This window comes from Lacinutrix sp. WUR7 (assembly GCF_016864015.1).
In the GTDB taxonomy this organism is placed as follows: Bacteria; Bacteroidota; Bacteroidia; order Flavobacteriales; family Flavobacteriaceae; genus Oceanihabitans.
In genome coordinates this window covers 1,551,779-1,570,939 of the sequence record NZ_CP045067.1, presented here as the reverse complement: position 1 = coordinate 1,570,939, position 19,161 = coordinate 1,551,779, and the positions used below count along the sequence as shown (strand labels likewise).

Below are 19,161 nucleotides of genomic sequence, written 5' to 3'. Positions count from 1 at the left end.
GTAAACGTTGTCAACAAGTTTTTAACAACTGAGTATTTACCTTGTTTTTCAACGGATTTGACCTGTTTATGCTAAGTTATTGATTATCAATATTTTAAAATATTAAAGTTTTGTTAACACTAGTAAAATAAGGGGTTTGTTAATTTTATAAAACAAAAAAAACGAGCGCCTATAGCACTCGTTTTTCTCCCTAAAATAACTAACTGAAATAACTAAAAAAAATCAATCAATATAAATACATAATCTTAGTTTTTAAAAATCATGCAAGTCGATTAATAGCAAATTAATATTGATTGTTTTTAACAATTAATAGCAATGCTAATATCATAATTTTACACAAAACTCACATACACAAATGTATAGTTGGTAAGAAATTTTGTATAGTTGGTAAGAAAAACAACTATAATATCTAACAAAACATAAAACCACGCTTATTATACAAAAAAAGCAACCAGTTACACATTATAAAGTAATAGCCTCATTTTATATTATTATATTTGATATTATGATAAAAGCAGTAATTGTAGATGATGAACCAAAAGCAATCCAAAGTCTAACTTGGGAGCTTAACCATTTCAGTAAAGACATAGAGGTTATTGAAACATTTTCTAGCCCAGAAATGGCAATTTCATTTTTAAACAAAACTTCAAATACTCCAGACTGTCTGTTTTTAGATATACAAATGCCAACTATGGATGGCTTCCAGTTTTTAGAAAAACTAACCAATAAAGATTTTGCTGTTGTTATTACAACTGCTTATGATGAATACGCTATTAAAGCTATAAAACATGAGGCTATAGATTATTTATTAAAACCTATAGATTCGGACGACTTAAGTAGCACTATTAATAAGCTAAAAAACCTAACTACTAAAAATATTAATTACGACAAGCTAGAAGAATTATTTTATAAATTTAATGAAGAAAACAGCAGGCAAAAAATCACAATAAATACCGATGGAAAACTCATTTTCTTAAATGTAGACGACATTATTTTTATAGAGTCTGATGGCAACTATAGCACACTTATTTTAAAAGACAACCAAAAACTAGTAGTAACCAAAAAACTAAAAGAGGTCGATGCGTTATTACCAGACAAAATGTTTTTTAGAATACACAACTCGTATATTATAAACTTAAACAAAGTAAAAGAGTTTATTAAAACCGAAGGCTATGTTGTTATGCAATCTAACCATAAAATCCCTGTTGCTAGACAGCGAAAATTAGATTTTCTAGACAGACTTTAAAAAATGCAAAGACTAAAACACATACCGGTACAATATTTTATACTAATTACAATTATGTTGTTAGTAACTAGCTTGCATGCACAAGATCCAGTAATTTCTGATTTTAAAACACAAGTAGAAAGAATTATAGCCCAAAAACCTAATAATTACCAAGATTTGTATTCGCTTTTTAATAAGGTAAGCAATGACACCTTAAAAATGCAGTACCTTTCTTCAAAAAGTAAAGAAGCAGAATACCTAGAAGGAGAAAGTTACGCTTTAAATATGCTGGGTATTTATTATAGAAACTCATCAAAATACAACGAAGCTATAGCGTTTCATAAACAAGCACAAGAACTAGCACTAAAGGCTAACAATTTAGAATTACAAGTAATAAGTCTCAACATGCTTGGTGTAGTAAACAGAAGGTTAGACCTTATCCGGTATGCCTTAGACTTCCACAAACAAGCTTTAGATCTTGCCGAAACAGCAAAAAATCCCTCACTAAATTTAAAACGAAGCATTGCTGTTTCTCGAAATAGTATGGGAAACATTTATTTAGCACTAAAGCAATATGATTTAGCTTTTATACAATTCAACTATTCTTTAGAAATTGAAAGAGAGTTAGACAATAAACTAGGACTAGCAATTAACTATCAAAACATTGGTTATGTTAAAGAAAGTAAAGGCTTACTAGAAGATGCACTTGAAGACTACAGAACCTCTTTAGACTACAACAACCAAATAAACTCTAATATAGGTCGCGTAATATGCAACAATAGTATTGCTGTAATTTACATTAAACAAGGAAAATATAAAGAAGCACAAACCACACTTAACAATGCTTTACAGAAAGCTTTGCTATTAAGTGACCAATACCACATTATTCCTGTTTATATTAATCTAGGATGGCTACAATTAAAACAAAATAAATTTGAAGAATCAGAAATAAACTTAAAAAAAGGATTACAAAAATCTAATGATTTAAATCTAGTGACTTCAAAAATTGACGCGTACAAATACCTTTCTGAATTATATAAACTAAAAGGAGATTACAAAAAATCTTACGAATACTACACAGCACACGTAGCTTTAGATCAAACAGTAACTAACCAAAGAAATTTACAATATGTAAATGACCTGATTATTAAATATGAAAGTGAAAAGAAAAGCAATCAGATAAAAGAGTTAGCTAGTGAAAACGAAATTGTAAAACTACGATTAGCACAAAACAAAAGAATACTACTACTAAGCGTATTTGGCGCACTATTAACTTTAGGGATTCTATATGTTTTAAACCGACAAAAAAGTTTAAAAAGCGAAAAGCAAATTATCATGCTAGAGCAAGACATGTTGCGTAATCAAATGAATCCGCATTTTATATTCAACACGCTAAATTCTATCAAGCTATACATTATTAATAATGAAAAGGAAAATGCCGTTTATTATTTAAACAAGTTCTCTAAACTTATTCGAAAAATTTTAGTCGCATCTACAGAAAAAGAAATCTCTTTAGCCGAAGAAGTAGAAACCATGACACTTTACATGAATATTGAAAACATACGTTTTGATAATGAAATAAAATACAAAATAGAAATTGATGAAAATGTAAATGCCGAAAATATAAAAGTACCATCCCTTATTTTACAACCCTTTTTAGAAAATGCTTTATGGCATGGTTTGTCTTCAAAATTAAAAAACAAAGAGATTCATGTACATATTGAAAAATCAAAACACCATGCGGTTTCTATTTATATAACAGATAATGGTATTGGTAGAGTGGCTTCAGAAAAAATTAATAAGCAAAAAACACTAAAGCGAAAATCTGTAGGTATTTCTATTACTAAAGAGCGATTAGATAATTTTTCTAAACAATTTACAAACGATTATAAATTAGAAATAATCGATTTATATGATGCTAATAATCTCGCCTGCGGAACAAAGGTAATTATCGAAATTCCTACCCAAGAAATAAAATTAAGAACTGCTTAATTATTTATTCATTTTATCAGCAACCTTTTCTAATTCGGTATACCAATCTTCACCAAACTTTCTAACTAAAGCTTGCTTTACAAATTTATAAACAGGAACCTGAAGCTCTTTACCAAGCGTACAAGCATCATCACAAATCTCCCATTTATCATAATTTACAGCAGAAAACTCAGAGTATTCTTTAATTCTAATAGGATATAAATGACACGAAACTGGTTTTTTCCAATCTATATCTCCCTGATTATATGCTTCTTCAATAGCACAAAGTGCCGTTTTTTTATCGTCAAAAATCACATAAGCACAATCTGCACCATTAATTAATGGGGTTTCTAAATCACCAAAATCGGTAACAATAGAAGTGCCTTGCGCTTCAATAGCAGCGATACCTTCTTTACGTAAATAAGGCTTTACTTTTGGGTAAATATCCTCTAATATTTTAACTTCCTCTTTATCTAAAGGAGCTCCAGCATCTCCATCTATACAACAAGCACCTTTGCATGCAGATAAGTTACACACAAAATCTTTTTGAATAATATCTTCTGAAACTATTGTTTTTCCTAGTTGAAACATATTGCAAATATACTAGATATTGAAACACAAAAGCTAACAATTTTTGCACATAAAATTTACGATTATTTAATGTTAGGAATCCTTTTATTATAACGACATTTGCACCGAAAATTAAAAGTTAAAAATCATGCAACTTAATTTTAAAGAAATACTTACCGCTTTTATGATACTATTTGCTGTAATCGATATTATAGGAAATATCCCTATTATTATCGACTTACGAAAAAAAGTAGGTCATATACAAAGTGAAAAAGCTTCTATTATTGCTGGTATTATTATGATTGTTTTTTTGTTTTTAGGACAAAGTTTACTTTCTCTAATTGGTATTGATGTAAATAGTTTTGCCGTTGCAGGTTCTTTTATTTTGTTTTTTATTGCATTAGAAATGATATTAGGAATCACCTTATATAAAGATGACGAAGGCAGTAGCGCAATAACCGCTTCGGTATTCCCGCTAGCATTTCCATTAATTGCAGGACCAGGAAGCTTAACTACCTTACTTTCTTTACGTGCAGAATTTAGAATAGAAAATATAATAATTGCAGTTTTGCTTAACGTTTTAATTATCTTTATTGTTTTAAAGACATCTGCAAAAATAGAAAAGCTTATTGGTCAAAATGGTATTAGTATTATCCGAAAAGTTTTTGGTGTAATCCTCTTAGCCATTGCAGTAAAGTTATTTGCACACAACATTAAAGCACTTTTTATATAAATAAAACACATGAAAATATTTACCATCGTATTTACCGTTATAGCTGCTATTTTGATAATTTTTAATGTCACACAAGTAGATTTTAATAATCTTTTTGAAGGAAAAAGCGTAGTTGCACTAATTACTATTTTTACTTCTTTATGTGGTATAGCTTTATTACAAGTTTTAAGACTTTCTAAAAAAGTAAACAAACAACTTAAAAATAGTAAATAATGTTTGATGCTCTTATTATTGGTGGTGGAGCAGCAGGAATGTCTTGCGCATTGGTTTTAGGTTCTGCCCAAAACAAGGACTTTGCTAAAAACAAACGTATTGGTATTATCATGCACCAAAAAGCATCGCATTTACAAAATGCTTTATTTAATAATGTATTAGGTTTACCACCAGGAACTACTGGAGCAACTATTTTAGAAGAAGGTAAAAAGCAACTTGCCACACAATATCCTCATATTGTACAAATAGAAAATGAGAAGGTTTGTGAAATAATTAAAACCAAATCCGGATTTACTGTTATTACAAACAAAGAAACCTACCAAACCAAATATGCAGTAATTGCTGTTGGATACACCAATTTAATAGCAATAAAAGGTTTAGAAAACTATATAGAACCGCATCCTAGAGCTGTAAAAGAAAAAGATAGAATTTGGTTAAAAAACACAGACCATAAAATAGAAGAAGGTTTATATGTTGCAGGAACTTTAGCTGGCTGGAGAAGTCAATTCGCAATAGCTTCTGGAAGTGGTGCGCAAGTAGCGACAGATATTTTAACCCTGTGGAATAATGGCGTGCATACCAAAGTTCATGATAAAGTGTAGTTAGTGAGCTTCACTTAACTTAAACCGGTTAGCACGGATTTGTAATCCGTGACTGTTATGAATCTAATCGAATTCTCGTTGTAAATATCTACAGGCTTTCTTAAAATATTCTGCCATTGTTCCCTTATGTTTTGTAGACTATAGGATTCGCGGATTGCAAATCCGCGCTATCGGCATACCAAAGTTAATGATAAAGTATAGTTAGTGAGCTTCACTTAACTTAACTACCTCTTCAATCATAATATCCTGCTGATTGATTACTTCTTGATAGGTACCTTCACCAAACAATTGTTCTCCTAAAGCCGCTTTAATAAGCAGTTTAATTTCTTCTTTAAAGGTTAAAAAAGTAAGATTTCTCTTTAAACGATCTCTTAAAAACTCCTGAAAATCCTGTACAACATCGTCTGTGATTATAAAATCCTTTACAAAATCTTCTCGTGTTAAATTATCATAAGCTTCTCTTTGCTTATCTAATTGCTCGAAAACAAAATAATTTAAAAACCCTGTTTGTTGCAGATAGTTAAAGGTTTCATTTTGCATACTTAAATCTAAAGGCACAAATACATCTGGAATAATTCCGCCTCCACCATACACTACTTTACCTTTTGGAGTTGTAAATTTTAGAGAGTCGGCAACTTCTATTTTATCAGAGTCTAGTAATTCGCCACTATCTAAACGCGAAAAATACTCATCGTAATAATCTTTGTTTCCATTTTTATAAGAACGCTGTATCGATCTTCCTGTTGGTGTATAATAACGGGAAACAGTTAATCGCACAGCACTTCCATCTCCAAGTTGCATTTCGCGTTGCACCAAACCTTTTCCATAAGAACGTCTACCAACAATGGTTCCTTTATCATTGTCTTGTAAAGCTCCTGCAACGATCTCACTTGCGGATGCAGAATTTTCGTCTATAAGCACAAAAACATCTGCTTTTTCGAAGTCTCCTTTTTTGGTTGCAAAGCTTTTTTCTATGGTTCCTCTTTTGTTTTTGGTAAATAGAATAAGAGTATCATCTTCTAAAAACTCATCTACAATCTGTTCGGCAATATTTAAAAACCCACCAGGATTGCTTCTTAAATCTAAAGCTATTTGTGTTGCACCAAGCTTTTTAAGTTTATTTAATTCCGTTTTAAATTCTTTAAAAGTAGATTCTGCAAAACGATTTATTTTCACATAACCTAAAGTATTTGTTAGCATATAGGACGCATCCACACTAGTAATTGGCACGTGATCTCTGGTAACTTTAAAATCAAGTAATTCCTCTTCCCCTTTTCTGTAGATTTTTAAATTTACTTCCGTATCTATTTTTCCCTTTAACTTAACAACAATTTCTTTATTAGAAAAGTTATTTCCAAATAGCGTATCATCATTCGCAAAAAGAATTCTATCTCCTCCTTGAATACCAATTTTCTCACTCGGACCTCCTTTTACAGCTCTTATTACTGCAATAGAATCTTTATAAGGATAAAAGCTAACACCAATACCAACAAAATCTCCTTTCATGCTTTCGCTAACGCGTTGCATGTCTTCTTTTGGAATATATACTGAGTGCGGATCTAGATTTTCTAGAATTCCGTTTACGGTTACATCTACAATACTATCTGTATTTACATCGTCTACATACTCGTAATCTATATAATCAATAAGTCTGTTGAGTTTATCCTTTTTGCTGTTCGCTGTAAATAATTTATCTGAAGAATCTGTAAAATTTAATTTTCCGCCAATAAAAATACCAGCTGCAATTGCAACTCCAAGAATTAGAGGTAAGTATTTTTTTTTGATATTCATTATGCGGTTACTGCTTCAATTAATTGTAATTCTATTCCTGCTTTTTCTAAAAAACGCAGACCAGAATCGTCTTTATATGTTTGGTTATAAACTACTCTTACAATTCCTGCTTGGTGTATTAACTTACTACATTCTTTACAAGGCGACAATGTAATATATAAGGTTGCACCTTTACAAGATTGTGTTGAAGATGCTACTTTTAAAATAGCATTAGCTTCGGCATGTAATACATACCATTTGGTATATCCTTCGTCATCTTCACAATAGTTTTCAAAACCTGTTGGTGTACCATTAAAACCATCAGAAATAATCATTCTGTCTTTTACTATTAACGCTCCAACTTGTTTACGTTCGCAAGCAGATAGTTTTCCCCATTCTGTTGCTATTCTTAAATACGCTTTATCATATTTAAGCTTCTTTTTTTCTGACATATTATATTTTGCAGTTAAATCAGTTTTGTATTATAAACATTTCATACCAAGAGGTATAACGAAGATACTTGCTTCGTATTTTAATTACAACACTTGTAAGTTAAAGTTTTACCAAACTTTGGTTCCTAGAAAAGTATATTACTATTTATTATCATTGGTATCACTAAACCAATTACAATAGCAGAAACTACCATAACCCAATCCCGTTTAGAAAATCTAAAAATAGTTTGCATTAAAAAACCTAAAAACAATACCACAAAAACAATAATAATTTGCGCTAACTCAATACCTAATGCAAACTCTAAAAGAGTTATTAATTTGTTTTCTGTTTTACCAACCATGAGTTTAAATTCTCTTGCAAAACCAAGGCCATGTACTAAACCAAAAAAGAGTGTAGAAAAAAACAAAACGCCAACTTTATCACTCTTAGCCGTTTTACCAGCTGTAAATACATTAAAAATAGCCATGACTAAAATAGTAATAGGAATTAAAAACTCTACCAACTTACCATTTACGGAAACCACACCATAGGCTGCTAATACTAAAGACAATGTATGCCCAAGAGTAAAAATAGATACTAACATTAAAATACGTTTCCAGTCTTTAAAGATATAAGGAACAGCAAGAACTATTAAAAAAAGTACGTGATCATAAGCGTTAATGTCTAACACATGGTTAATACCATATTGTACGTTAAACCAGAATTCTTCTAGCATAGGTTTAGATATTTGGGTTGCGTGTAAATATACAATTTAAAATAAAAAACCTTAACATTTCTGTTAAGGTTTGTACTCAAGGCGGGAATCGAACCCGCACTCCGAAGAATCGGATTTTGAATCCGACGCGTCTACCAATTCCGCCACTTGAGCAATTGTATTCTGCAAAACTAATTTATTTTTCTATATATCCTTTAAAAATCGCATAGAAATGCTGTATAGAATGAAAAAAAACTCTAAATTTGCACCTCATTAAAAAACAGGCTATATAAAAGCCTAATTAATAATAGATTAATCATGTCAAACACCATTACTGAAGCAAAGATTTTTTCTTGTATGCAAAGTAAAGTTTTAGCAAAAAATATTGCTGATGCCTATGGTACACATCTAGGTAATGTAATTACATCTACTTATAGCGATGGAGAATTTCAACCATCTTATGAAGAATCTATTCGTGGAACCCGCGTTTTTATTATTGGTTCTACAAATCCTGGTCCAGAAAATTTAATGGAAATGTTGTTAATGTTGGATGCCGCTAAAAGAGCATCTGCAAGACATATTACAGCAGTAATACCTTATTTTGGTTGGGCAAGACAAGACAGAAAAGACAAACCTAGAGTTCCTATTGCTGCAAAATTAGTAGCAAAAATGCTAGAAACAGCTGGAGCAACTAGAATAATAACTATGGATTTGCATGCAGATCAAATACAGGGTTTCTTTGAAAAGCCTGTAGATCATTTGTTTGCTTCCACTATATTTTTACCGTATCTAAAAGAATTAAATTTAGAAAATTTAACTATTGCTTCGCCAGATATGGGAGGTTCTAAAAGAGCATATGCATATTCTAAAGCGTTAGGTAGTGATGTTGTAATATGTTACAAGCAACGCGCAAAAGCAAATGTAATTTCTCACATGGAACTTATTGGAGATGTTACTGGTAAAAACGTAGTATTAGTAGATGATATGGTAGATACTGCCGGAACATTAACTAAGGCTGCAGATTTAATGATGGAAAGAGGTGCTTTAAGTGTTAGAGCTATTTGTACCCATCCTATTTTATCTGGAAATGCTTATGAAAGAATTGAAGAATCTAAACTAGAAGAATTAATAGTAACAGACTCTATTCCTCTTCAAAAAGAATGTTCAAAAATCAAAGTATTAAGTAGTGCTGATTTATTTGCTGAAGTGATGCAAAATGTACATCACAACAAATCTATTAGCTCAAAATTTTTAATGTAATTAATAATTAATATAAAAACAAAACAATGAAATCAATTACAATCAACGGATCTCAAAGAGAAATCGTAGGCAAAAAAGCAACAAAAGCCTTACGAAATGCTGGTCAGGTTCCTTGCGTATTATACGGAGGAGACAAACCAGTGCATTTCTCTGCACCAGAATTAGCTTTCTCTAAACTTGTATACACTCCTAATGCGCATACAGTTGTTATTGAACTTGCTAACGGAACAACATTTAATGCAGTACTTCAAGACATTCAATTTCACCCAGTAACAGACAGAATTTTACACGTAGATTTCTACCAGTTATTTGATGATAAAGAAATTGCATTAAATATTCCTGTAGAATTAGTAGGAAACTCTAAAGGGGTTAAAAATGGTGGTGTTTTAAGAAAAAACAACCGTAAATTACGTGTGAAAGCATTACCTGCTAACTTACCAGATTTAATAGAAATAGATATTACTAATTTAAAAATTGGAGATAAAGTATCTGTAGCAGATTTAAATCAAGAAAAGTACACTTTATTACACTCAGCAAATACAGTAGTTTGTCAAATTAAGACATCTAGAACTGCAGTTGTTGATGATGAAGATGAAGAAGAAGGTGCAGAAGGAGAAGCTCCTGCAGCTGAAGGTACTCAAGAATAAATTTATTTATTTATTTACACAATTACAAAAGCATTCTGTTTATTCAGGATGCTTTTTTTATTTTTACAAAAAACAAAAACCTTCCATGTGTAAATTCTTAACATCGCTTTTCAAAAAAAAGAAAGTACTACACAAAACAGAAGAAATAGATCCTATGAAAAAATATCTTATTGTTGGTCTTGGAAATATTGGTGAAAAATACACACATACCAGACATAATATTGGCTTTAAAATATTAGACCATTTTGCGGAAAAAGAAGGCCTTACTTTTGAAACCCAAAAATTAGGAGACCTAACTACTTATAAATTTAAAGGAAGAACCTTTATTCTACTTAAGCCAAGTACGTATATGAATTTAAGCGGAAAAGCAATTCTATATTGGCTAACTAAAGAAAAAATTCCTTTAGAAAATTTATTGGTTATCACAGATGATTTAAACTTGCCTTTTGGAAGCATTAGAATTAAAACCAAAGGAAGTGACGGAGGTCATAACGGATTAAAAGACACACAAGACAAATTAAACACTACAAAATACAATAGGTTTAGATTTGGTATTAGTGATGCTTTTAGCAAAGGAAGACAAGTGGATTATGTCTTAGGAGAATGGACAGAAGAAGAGGAAAGCAAACTACCAGAAAGATTAGATAAAGCTTCAGAAATAATAAGATCTTTTGGCACAGCAGGTATAAATAACACCATGAATACCTTTAACGGAAAATAAAAAAAGGAAGCCAATTGGCTTCCTTTTTTTATTAAACACTATTTTAGTATTACTCAATAAGAATCTTTTTAATAGTTTCTTTCTCTCCATCACTAACTTTTACTAAGTACATTCCAGATTGCACATTACTTAAGTTAATTTCCTGATTGAAATCTGTAGTATTTACATACGAATTATTAAATACAGAACGACCTCTAATATCATATACCTCAACATGAATATCTTTATTAGAAGACGAGTTTAAATTAATGGTAAATACTCCTTTATTCGGATTAGGGAATAAAGAAAAGGTGTTAAAACTATTTTCATTAATAGAAGCTGTAGGGCTACTGCAAATTTCAATAGACCAATTGTTTAAAGTTCCTACATCGCCAACATACCAATCGCGAATAGATATGGTCCATTCTCCTGCACTATTTAACCCAGAAAAAGCACTTAAAGGATTATCTGGATTATACACACCAGTGGTAGGTTCTGCACAAACAATAGCGTCAGCCCCATCGGAAAAAGTTATATCTAAATCATTTTCACCAACGCAATTTTGATCATACAGCAATACAGAATCTGTACCATTAGGATGAATAACAGTAATTTCTAAATCCCTAATAAAGGTATGTGAAATATTCACTTGCACTTTAACATCACCAATAACTACATCTGAAGCCGCAGGCACAGTGATAACATGTGTCACAGCAGCACCAGGTGTAAAAACTCCTGTCCCATCTACAATGCCAAGCCCTAAGCTGGCAACAGAACTAGTTGTTTCACAAGAAGGACATGCCGTTCCAGAAACCACTGAAATATAATCATTCATGGTAATAGAATTTGTGCCATAAGAATTCGTTGCTACTAAGGCAACATCATATGTACCATCTGCTGCATAGGTAACCGTTGGGTTTTGTTCTGTAGAGGTAGCAGGTGAACCACCTTCAAAAGTCCAAGCCCATGAAGTTGCATTTGGTACTGTTTCATCCATAAAATTTATCATGTTATTTGTATCTAAACAAATAGTTTCATTATCTGCGCTAATAGCAGCGACTGGTGGACCAGGTAATGCAGGTAATGAATAACCACAAGCCGTTAATCCAGAATGAATTGCATTAAGCTGTGTGTTAGTATAACTCAAATTAATAGCAGCTTGATATACTGCATTTGCAGCATCATCTTGACTAGAAGCACCATTAGTCATTCCAAGACCTTCATAAAAAATCTTATCCATTTCTTGTTGCCCAATTTGATCCCATACTGTCATTAAACAGCTAGCCCAAATTTGTCCATCAGTATGTATTTGTCCTACTAATCCTCCAGGGTAAGTTGCTCCATAAGCTGTAGTTCTTCCTCCCCAACATTCATTATGACCATCCCAGTTAAAAACATAATTATAAGCAGGGTCAGCTGCTGTCCAATACCCATTAGCATTATTAACACCTCTATTATAAGATTGTGCTACATAATCACCACATCCTTCACTTAAACCATTTACTTGAGATAAACCTCCAGAAGTAACCCAATCATGTAACCCATGACCAAGTTCATGATGTATTACATCAGAATCTTCACCATCATCTACACAACCTTCTCCAAATCTTAGCTGCCCTGTACCACTACTAAAAGAAGATTGATCTTGCCCACTCCATCCATGAGGATCAAATTGAACCCCTCCTGTATATTGATAAGGCATAACATCACATCCTAATGTATTATTAATATAATCCATCAAAAAATCTATATGATAATATATGTTTACAGCTTCAAAACCATCCTCTTCTCTAGTAAAATTAAATACAGAGGAATTCTGTGTGAATAACCCAGTATTTGGCGTATCAAAATCTACAATTTCGGCTCTAGGTCCTACAAGAGAGTAGGTACTTCCTGTTAAGGTTATATCATTTAAGGTTACACTCATTCTAGCAGCATTCAATTCGGCCGAAGCCACGTCATTATTGTCTACATAACCACCACCATATGCAACCATATTTGAAGTTAATGGATCTGGATTAAAAATCATACCTGTTCCACTTACTCTTCTTCTATCTTCTGAAATTTTAGTAGAAGCATGCAAACAACCTGCATTATGTTTATGCTTTTCATCCGAATAGTATTGATTTAAATCAATAACCTTAAATATTTCTTCTGTCTGTGCATCTACAAATACATGCCATTCTCCAGCAGGGTTATTAGTTAGTATGGTTACTTCGTTTGCCAAACGTGTCATCTTAGGGTTATTATAAACCATTAATCTATTGGCTTTAAATAAAACGTCACTTGACACATTTAAATAATTATATGCTAACGTATATGCTAGGTCTTCAGAAACACTTGGTGTACTATTAAAAGATTTAATAGATTGATAACTATTCATTACATAAACCACTTTGTTTTCTGGTGAAATAGATATGGTCACCTCTGCTTTATTTACAGGATACCCATCAGCATGTTGTCTAAAACGAACAACAGACCCTGCATCTGTAGTTCTTGTAGCATGGTGTTTTAGATTCTGAATTTCCTCTTTAGAAAATCCTAGCGTCTTAGATTCATGCTCTAAATAATAAAGCGCCATACTTTCGGGCGAACCTTGAGGAACTTCGTAATTTAAACCATAAAGAGCAACAGGCACTCCTGTTTCTACATTAACTCTCTGGTTGTTTTTAATGACTGTCTGTACTGCTTCATCTTTTTCTAAACGTATCTCAAAAGAACGTTTTTCTACAGGTTTTTGGGCTAACATGTTCAATGAAAACAAAATTGCTAACCATGTAAAACAAGCGAATTTGTAATGCGTAATTTTTTCCATAATATTGGTTTTTAGTCAGTTAAACTTTGTACTAAATATACAAATAAATTAAGGATGCTGTTATTTTTTTTCACCTAAGGAATAACAAACAATACTTCAATCAATATGTTACGTATTAAAAACCATTAATAAGGAGTTAACACTGACAAAAGTAAGTGTTAAAATTTACTCTTTATTCTCTTCCAATACTTCGTATAAACATATATTCATTACTTTTAGGGCTACAAATCCAATTATTTTAAATTAATAAAAATGAAAAAAATTACTTTTAGTCTTTTTATTTTTCTGTTAGTATCTCAGGTCACTGTATATGCTCAAGAACAATCAAAAAGCATAGGATCAAATGCATCTTCAAAGGTGTTTGAACCTACTCCAGCTACTTTAGAGTCTATAAACCAAACAGGTTTTGCAAGATGTTTAACTGTAGAAAATGAAGCTATATTAAAGCAAAAATACCCGGAACGTTTATCTTCTGATGAATTTGAAGCATGGTTAGCTCCTAAAGTGGAACAGGTAAAAGCAAACAGAGCAACGAATAGAACTGTTTATAATATACCAGTAGTTATACATATTATTCATGATGGTGATGCACTTGGAACCGGAGAAAACATAACCGACGCACAAGCAATTTCTCAAATCACTGTAATGAATGAAGATTACAGAAAACTTACAGGTACTCGTGGTGGTGCTAATACAACCGGTGCTGCTGTAGATACTGAAATTAATTTTTGTTTAGCAAATACGGATGTAAATGGTGCTGCTACAACTGGTGTTGTAAGACATGTTATCGCACCATATTCTAATAATGTTGCAAATGACATTACCACTCAACCAGATTGGGAAACGACTGCAGATGTTGAATCCATGAAAACTGCAACACAATGGGATCCTACAAAATACTTAAATATGTGGGTAATACGTCCTGGAGGTCTACCTTTAAACCAAGGAGGATTAAGTGGTCTTTTAGGTTATGCACAATTCCCTAGTAACTCTGGATTAAACGGAGCTCCTGCTGGAGGTGCTGCCAGTACCGATGGTGTTGTTGCAGGATATAATGCAATGGGAACAAAAGATCTAGATGATGGAACTTTTATTCTAAACAATTCTTACGAATATGGTAGAACAATGACGCATGAAGTTGGACACTGGTTAGGACTTCGCCATATTTGGGGTGACGGACCTGAATCTGGTAGTTGTGGTTATGATGATTATTGTGATGACACACCAAATGCAGAACAGCCAAACTATAATTGTGGGTCTGTAACAAGTTGTGGGTCTGCTGATCAATATCAAAACTACATGGACTACTCTTATGATACTTGTATGGATACATTCACACAAGATCAAATGGATAGAATACAAACAGTAATGACTAACTCTCCACGTAGAATGGAGTTAAATTCATCTACTGCTTGTTCTACATCACCAACTATTTATTTTGAATCATCACCTTCAGGAGATTTAGACGAAGGAAGTGACTGTGATTATATAGACTACACAATTAGCTTTGCGCTTACTGATGGTGGTTCTGCTAATTCAACAGTATCATTAATAGCATCTGGAACAGCTACAGAAAATGAAGATTTCGAATTACTTAATAATTCTGTAACTTTTGCTTCAGGAGCTACTACAGCAAGTAACTCTATCACTTTAAGAATACACCAAGATAGTTTTGTAGAAACGGATGAGACCTTAGAACTTTCTATAAATCTTTCTACAACTGGAGATGCTGAAGCTACCGCTTCAACAAAATCTATTACCATAATTAATGATGATACTGCCGCATCAGCTTCTGGTTCTGCAGTAATCTTTGAAGATGGCTTTGAAAGTTATACCGATTTTGACTTTGCTCCTATTGGAGATTGGACGATGTTAGATGTGGATGGAAATTCAACATTCGGATCAAATTCAGCAACATGGACAAACACCGGATATACTGGAACATTTATGGTATTTAACCCTAGTCAAACAACTCCTTCTTTAGCAGGAACTATTTGGGATCCGCACACTGGATCTAAAGGTTACTATTGTTTTGATGCTACTAATAACCCTAATGGTACTGCTCTTAATGACGATTATATTTTCACTCCTCAAATGCAAAATTTTGGAGCAAATGGAGAGTTAAAATTATGGGCCAAATCATTAACAGATCAATATGGTTTAGAACGTTTTAAAGTAGGTGTTTCTACAACAGATACAAATCCTGCTAGCTTTACCTATTTTACAGCTTCTTATGCAGAAGCTCCTATAGATTGGACAGAGTACACCTATGACTTATCTGCTTATCAAGGAGAAGACATTTACATAACAATATATGTAGAATCTTCAGATGCTTTTACATTTATGCTAGATGATATTTCTGTTACAGCAGATGTTACAACTGTTATTCAAGAAACAATAAACACTGCTACTGCAGACCAATTAAACATAACTGGTCCTGGTGAAGCTTTTGCTTTTGATGCTACTTCCAAAAACTTAATGTTATCCATAGATAACTTTGGAGGTTTTGCTTATGAATGTACAAATGTTAATGTTTCAAGAGATGTAGCAACAGTTGGTGCAGCTTCCACTATGTATAGTGCAAATACAGACCCTTCTAGTTTTGTTAGTGCTAAAACATTTGATATCACAACAACTATACAAAATACTGCTGATGCTTCTACTTTAAGCTTTTACTTTACAGAAGCAGAATTAGCAGGTTGGGAATCTGAAACTGGTAATTCTAGAACCAGCTTATATGTTAAAAAAGAAGGAACAAATGAAGTGGTTCCAGTAACTGTAACAGCATTTGGTGCAGATCTTGAATTAACAGCAAGCTTTACAACAGGATTAGAAGGTACTTATGTGTTTGGTGTACAAACTGCATTATCTACTACTAACGCACTAACTCTAGATACAGGTGTTTCAATATACCCTAACCCTTCAAGTAGTGCATTAAACATTAAGACAAGTGATAATAATTTACCAGATACGTATGTAATTTATAACATGCTTGGTCAAGTTATGAGTAATAAAACTATTTCTAATAATTCTGATTTATCTATAAATACTTCAGCATTAAGTAATGGTATGTACTTTATTAAAATATCTAAAGAAGGAAACACCGTTTCTTTACCTTTTGTAAAAAAATAATACAGTAATACGCTAATTATTGAAAGAGGATTGATACTATATCAATCCTCTTTTTTTATTTTTGCCTAAAACATAAATACAATTGGAAGTAATTCAATCTTTTCAAAATCTAAATGCGCATAAAACCATTGTTACCATTGGCACTTTTGACGGCGTACATATTGGCCATCAAAAAATAATTGAGCGCTTAGTGAATACTGCTAAACAAGAAAATTTGAAATCGGTTGTGTTAACCTTTTTTCCACACCCTAGAATGGTATTACAAAAAGATGCAAACATTAAGCTTATTAATACCATTGAAGAAAGATCGCATATATTAGACCAACTAGGTATTGATTATTTATGCATAAAAACATTTACCAAAGAATTCTCAAGACTATCTGCTGAAGAATTTGTGGTAGAAATTTTAGTAAAACAACTTAATATTAAAAAAATAATTATTGGATATGATCATCACTTTGGCAGAAATAGATCTGCCAATATTAATGATTTAAAAAGATTTGGCGAAACGTATAATTTTGAAGTGGAAGAAATTTCTGCGCAAGATATAAATGATGTATCCGTAAGTTCTACAAAAATTAGAACAGCCTTAACGGAAGGAGATATAAAAATCGCAAATACTTATTTAGGTTATAATTTTATGCTAAACGGAAAAGTAACCAAAGGCAAAGGTTTAGGAAAAACCATTAACTTTCCAACAGCTAATATACATATCACCGAAGATTATAAACTAATACCAAAGCAAGGCGTTTATGTGGTTCGTTCTAAATACAAAAGCCAAACTCTATTTGGTATGATGAATATTGGTAACAACCCAACCATTAGTGATAATACAAAACAAACTATTGAAGTACATTTCTTTAGTTTTAATGAAAATATTTACGACGAAATTTTAACCGTAGAAATTTTAAACAGAATTAGAGACGAACAAAAATTTGAGTCTCTCGAAGCATTAAAAAAACAAATAGAGCAAGACCAATTAATTGCAAAACAATATATAACACAAAACAATATTGAATAAGTTTTTATTTAAACATATAGATAATAGTCCGTTAATAGTTTTTAGAATTATTTTTGGATTACTATGCTTATTAGAGTCTGTAGGCGCCATTTTTACTGGTTGGGTAACTAGGGTTTTTGTAGAGCCTAAATTCACCTTTACATTTATTGGGTTCGAGTGGTTACAACCACTACCCGGAAATGGCATGTACTTCTATTATCTAATAATGGGTGTTTTTGGTTTCTTAATCATGATTGGTTATAAATACAGATTTAGTACCATTATGTTTACATTAATGTGGACAACCACATACCTAATGCAAAAAGCTTCCTATAACAATCATTATTATTTATTGATATTATTAAGTGCTATTATGGCATTTCTACCAGCAAATAAATACTATTCTGTAGACGCCAAATTAAACCCAAAAATAAAAAGCAACTCCATGCCTCAATGGTGTAGCTGGGTTTTTATTTTACAAATGTTTATTGTATACACTTATGGTTCTCTTGCAAAAATATATCCAGATTGGCTAGACACTACGGTTATGAAACTGTTTATGTTAAGCAAAAAACATTACCTCATTATTGGTGACTTTTTACAACAAGAATGGTTGCATTATTTTCTTGCTTATGGTGGTATTTTATATGATGGATTAGTCGTTCCGTTTTTACTTTTCAAGCCTACTCGAAAAATTGCTTTTTTTGGCTCTATATTTTTCCACCTATTTAATTCTATTGTATTTCAAGTTGGTATTTTCCCATACTTAGCTTTAGGATTTAGCTTATTCTTTTTTAGCCCTAGAACTATTAAAAATATCTTTTTTAAGAAAAAAGAATTTTATAACGATGCAGAAATAATAGAACCAAAATTTAAAAAACCGTTAGTAGCCCTATTTGCTATTTATTTTATAATTCAAATTGCATTGCCAATACGCCATCATTTTATAAAAGACAATGTGCTTTGGACAGAAGAAGGGCATAAAATGTCATGGCGCATGATGCTTAGATCTAAAACAGCACACATATCCTTTAAAGTCAAAGACAAAAAAGTAAAGCAAATCATATTTGTTAAACTAGATGATTATTTAAGCAAAAAGCAAAAACGCTTAATAAGCACACATCCAGACGTTATGTGGCAATTTGCCCAAAGATTAAAAAAAGAATATGCTAAAAAAGGGAAAGATATTAGTGTTTTTATAAGCTGTAATATCAGTGTTAACAGAAGACCTTATGAGAAGTATATAAATTCTGAAGTAGACATCGCTTCCATTCCGTGGAGTGCTTTTAAACACAGCGAGTGGATTTTACCTTCAAAACTAGATTAATACCAAATAAACATAACGCGCAATCTAAACTATTTCTTATTTTTGTGTT

Annotated in this window: 16 protein-coding genes and 1 tRNA gene; 11 read left to right on the top strand and 6 right to left on the bottom strand. The window is 31.9% G+C overall.

All coding sequences use genetic code 11. From position 1 onward, the window contains the following. The first annotated feature begins 505 nt into the window (after nt 1-505). On the top strand, nt 506-1,246 hold the full coding sequence (locus tag FG167_RS06965; protein WP_203460700.1) for a LytTR family DNA-binding domain-containing protein: 741 nt from the start codon (nt 506-508) through the stop codon (nt 1,244-1,246). Between the two features lie 3 nt (nt 1,247-1,249). Beyond that, nucleotides 1,250-3,217, top strand: a complete 1,968-nt coding sequence (locus FG167_RS06960) for a tetratricopeptide repeat protein (RefSeq protein WP_203460699.1) — start codon at nt 1,250-1,252, stop codon at nt 3,215-3,217. Here the strand turns inward: FG167_RS06960 and FG167_RS06955 are convergent, their stop codons facing one another. Next, a complete protein-coding gene (locus FG167_RS06955) occupies nt 3,218-3,787 on the bottom strand; it encodes a DUF3109 family protein (protein WP_203460698.1) in 570 nt (189 codons plus the stop codon). It abuts the gene before it with no gap. A gap of 127 nt (nt 3,788-3,914) precedes the next feature. Between FG167_RS06955 and FG167_RS06950 the strand changes: the two genes are divergently transcribed. The 3 genes from FG167_RS06950 to FG167_RS06940 are packed head-to-tail and all read left to right on the top strand — an operon-like array spanning nt 3,915 to nt 5,314. After that, nucleotides 3,915-4,499: a MarC family protein gene (locus FG167_RS06950; RefSeq protein ID WP_055443881.1), complete on the top strand. Its 585-nt coding sequence runs from the start codon at nt 3,915-3,917 to the stop codon at nt 4,497-4,499. 9 nt (nt 4,500-4,508) lie between these two features. Further along, nucleotides 4,509-4,712 (top strand): hypothetical protein, encoded by a 204-nt coding sequence (locus FG167_RS06945; RefSeq protein ID WP_203460697.1) that lies wholly within the window; start codon nt 4,509-4,511, stop codon nt 4,710-4,712. After that, on the top strand, nt 4,712-5,314 hold the full coding sequence (locus tag FG167_RS06940) for an FAD-dependent oxidoreductase (protein ID WP_203460696.1): 603 nt from the start codon (nt 4,712-4,714) through the stop codon (nt 5,312-5,314). The genes FG167_RS06945 and FG167_RS06940 overlap by 1 nt, the downstream gene beginning before the upstream one ends. Before the next feature lie 201 nt (nt 5,315-5,515). Here FG167_RS06940 and FG167_RS06935 read toward each other — a convergent pair whose 3' ends face one another. From FG167_RS06935 to FG167_RS06920, 4 genes are all read right to left on the bottom strand, one after another. Further along, a complete protein-coding gene (locus tag FG167_RS06935) occupies nt 5,516-7,105 on the bottom strand; it encodes a S41 family peptidase (protein WP_203460695.1) in 1,590 nt (529 codons plus the stop codon). Then, the gene (locus tag FG167_RS06930) at nt 7,105-7,536 is read right to left on the bottom strand and encodes a dCMP deaminase family protein (protein WP_203460694.1); all 432 of its coding nucleotides are present in this window, start codon (nt 7,534-7,536) and stop codon (nt 7,105-7,107) included. The genes FG167_RS06935 and FG167_RS06930 overlap by 1 nt, the downstream gene beginning before the upstream one ends. A gap of 125 nt (nt 7,537-7,661) precedes the next feature. Continuing rightward, nucleotides 7,662-8,252 carry a HupE/UreJ family protein gene (locus FG167_RS06925; RefSeq protein WP_203460693.1) on the bottom strand — a complete coding sequence of 197 codons (591 nt, stop codon included), beginning with the start codon at nt 8,250-8,252 and terminating at the stop codon, nt 7,662-7,664. Nucleotides 8,253-8,325: 73 nt separating this feature from the next. Then, nucleotides 8,326-8,405: transfer RNA gene (locus FG167_RS06920), tRNA-Leu, on the bottom strand. Nucleotides 8,406-8,549: 144 nt separating this feature from the next. On the opposite strand from FG167_RS06920, the gene FG167_RS06915 reads away from it, so the two are divergent. The 3 genes from FG167_RS06915 (at nt 8,550) to pth (ending at nt 10,859) form a co-directional block, all read left to right on the top strand. Then, a complete protein-coding gene (locus tag FG167_RS06915) occupies nt 8,550-9,491 on the top strand; it encodes a ribose-phosphate pyrophosphokinase (RefSeq protein ID WP_203460692.1) in 942 nt (313 codons plus the stop codon). Nucleotides 9,492-9,517: 26 nt separating this feature from the next. After that, entirely contained in the window at nt 9,518-10,138 is a 621-nt protein-coding gene (locus tag FG167_RS06910) for a 50S ribosomal protein L25/general stress protein Ctc (RefSeq protein ID WP_203460691.1), read from the top strand. Between the two features lie 85 nt (nt 10,139-10,223). Then, entirely contained in the window at nt 10,224-10,859 is a 636-nt protein-coding gene (gene pth / locus FG167_RS06905) for an aminoacyl-tRNA hydrolase (RefSeq protein ID WP_203460690.1), read from the top strand. A 49-nt stretch (nt 10,860-10,908) separates the two neighbouring features. Here pth and FG167_RS06900 read toward each other — a convergent pair whose 3' ends face one another. Next, a complete protein-coding gene (locus tag FG167_RS06900; protein ID WP_203460689.1) occupies nt 10,909-13,653 on the bottom strand; it encodes a T9SS type A sorting domain-containing protein in 2,745 nt (914 codons plus the stop codon). A 252-nt stretch (nt 13,654-13,905) separates the two neighbouring features. On the opposite strand from FG167_RS06900, the gene FG167_RS06895 reads away from it, so the two are divergent. From FG167_RS06895 to FG167_RS06885, 3 genes are all read left to right on the top strand, one after another. Continuing rightward, nucleotides 13,906-16,785 carry a T9SS type A sorting domain-containing protein gene (locus tag FG167_RS06895; RefSeq protein ID WP_203460688.1) on the top strand — a complete coding sequence of 960 codons (2,880 nt, stop codon included), beginning with the start codon at nt 13,906-13,908 and terminating at the stop codon, nt 16,783-16,785. Between the two features lie 82 nt (nt 16,786-16,867). Continuing rightward, on the top strand, nt 16,868-17,806 hold the full coding sequence (locus FG167_RS06890) for a bifunctional riboflavin kinase/FAD synthetase (RefSeq protein WP_203460687.1): 939 nt from the start codon (nt 16,868-16,870) through the stop codon (nt 17,804-17,806). Continuing rightward, the gene (locus FG167_RS06885; RefSeq protein ID WP_203461072.1) at nt 17,796-19,112 is read left to right on the top strand and encodes an HTTM domain-containing protein; all 1,317 of its coding nucleotides are present in this window, start codon (nt 17,796-17,798) and stop codon (nt 19,110-19,112) included. Before FG167_RS06890 ends, FG167_RS06885 begins: the two co-directional genes overlap by 11 nt. Nucleotides 19,113-19,161 lie beyond the last annotated feature (49 nt).

What these genes read in the sequence shown, in the direction of transcription:
- FG167_RS06895 (WP_203460688.1), top strand. Translation starts at nt 13,906, where the DNA reads ATGAAAAAAATTACTTTTAGTCTTTTTATTTTTCTGTTAGTATCTCAG.
- FG167_RS06915 (WP_203460692.1), top strand. Translation starts at nt 8,550, where the DNA reads ATGTCAAACACCATTACTGAAGCAAAGATTTTTTCTTGTATGCAAAGT.
- FG167_RS06965 (WP_203460700.1), top strand. Translation starts at nt 506, where the DNA reads ATGATAAAAGCAGTAATTGTAGATGATGAACCAAAAGCAATCCAAAGT.
- FG167_RS06930 (WP_203460694.1), bottom strand. Translation starts at nt 7,536, where the DNA reads ATGTCAGAAAAAAAGAAGCTTAAATATGATAAAGCGTATTTAAGAATA.
- FG167_RS06900 (WP_203460689.1), bottom strand. Translation starts at nt 13,653, where the DNA reads ATGGAAAAAATTACGCATTACAAATTCGCTTGTTTTACATGGTTAGCA.
- FG167_RS06960 (WP_203460699.1), top strand. Translation starts at nt 1,250, where the DNA reads ATGCAAAGACTAAAACACATACCGGTACAATATTTTATACTAATTACA.
- FG167_RS06945 (WP_203460697.1), top strand. Translation starts at nt 4,509, where the DNA reads ATGAAAATATTTACCATCGTATTTACCGTTATAGCTGCTATTTTGATA.
- FG167_RS06955 (WP_203460698.1), bottom strand. Translation starts at nt 3,787, where the DNA reads ATGTTTCAACTAGGAAAAACAATAGTTTCAGAAGATATTATTCAAAAA.
- FG167_RS06910 (WP_203460691.1), top strand. Translation starts at nt 9,518, where the DNA reads ATGAAATCAATTACAATCAACGGATCTCAAAGAGAAATCGTAGGCAAA.
- FG167_RS06950 (WP_055443881.1), top strand. Translation starts at nt 3,915, where the DNA reads ATGCAACTTAATTTTAAAGAAATACTTACCGCTTTTATGATACTATTT.
- FG167_RS06940 (WP_203460696.1), top strand. Translation starts at nt 4,712, where the DNA reads ATGTTTGATGCTCTTATTATTGGTGGTGGAGCAGCAGGAATGTCTTGC.
- FG167_RS06935 (WP_203460695.1), bottom strand. Translation starts at nt 7,105, where the DNA reads ATGAATATCAAAAAAAAATACTTACCTCTAATTCTTGGAGTTGCAATT.
- pth (WP_203460690.1), top strand. Translation starts at nt 10,224, where the DNA reads ATGTGTAAATTCTTAACATCGCTTTTCAAAAAAAAGAAAGTACTACAC.
- FG167_RS06925 (WP_203460693.1), bottom strand. Translation starts at nt 8,252, where the DNA reads ATGCTAGAAGAATTCTGGTTTAACGTACAATATGGTATTAACCATGTG.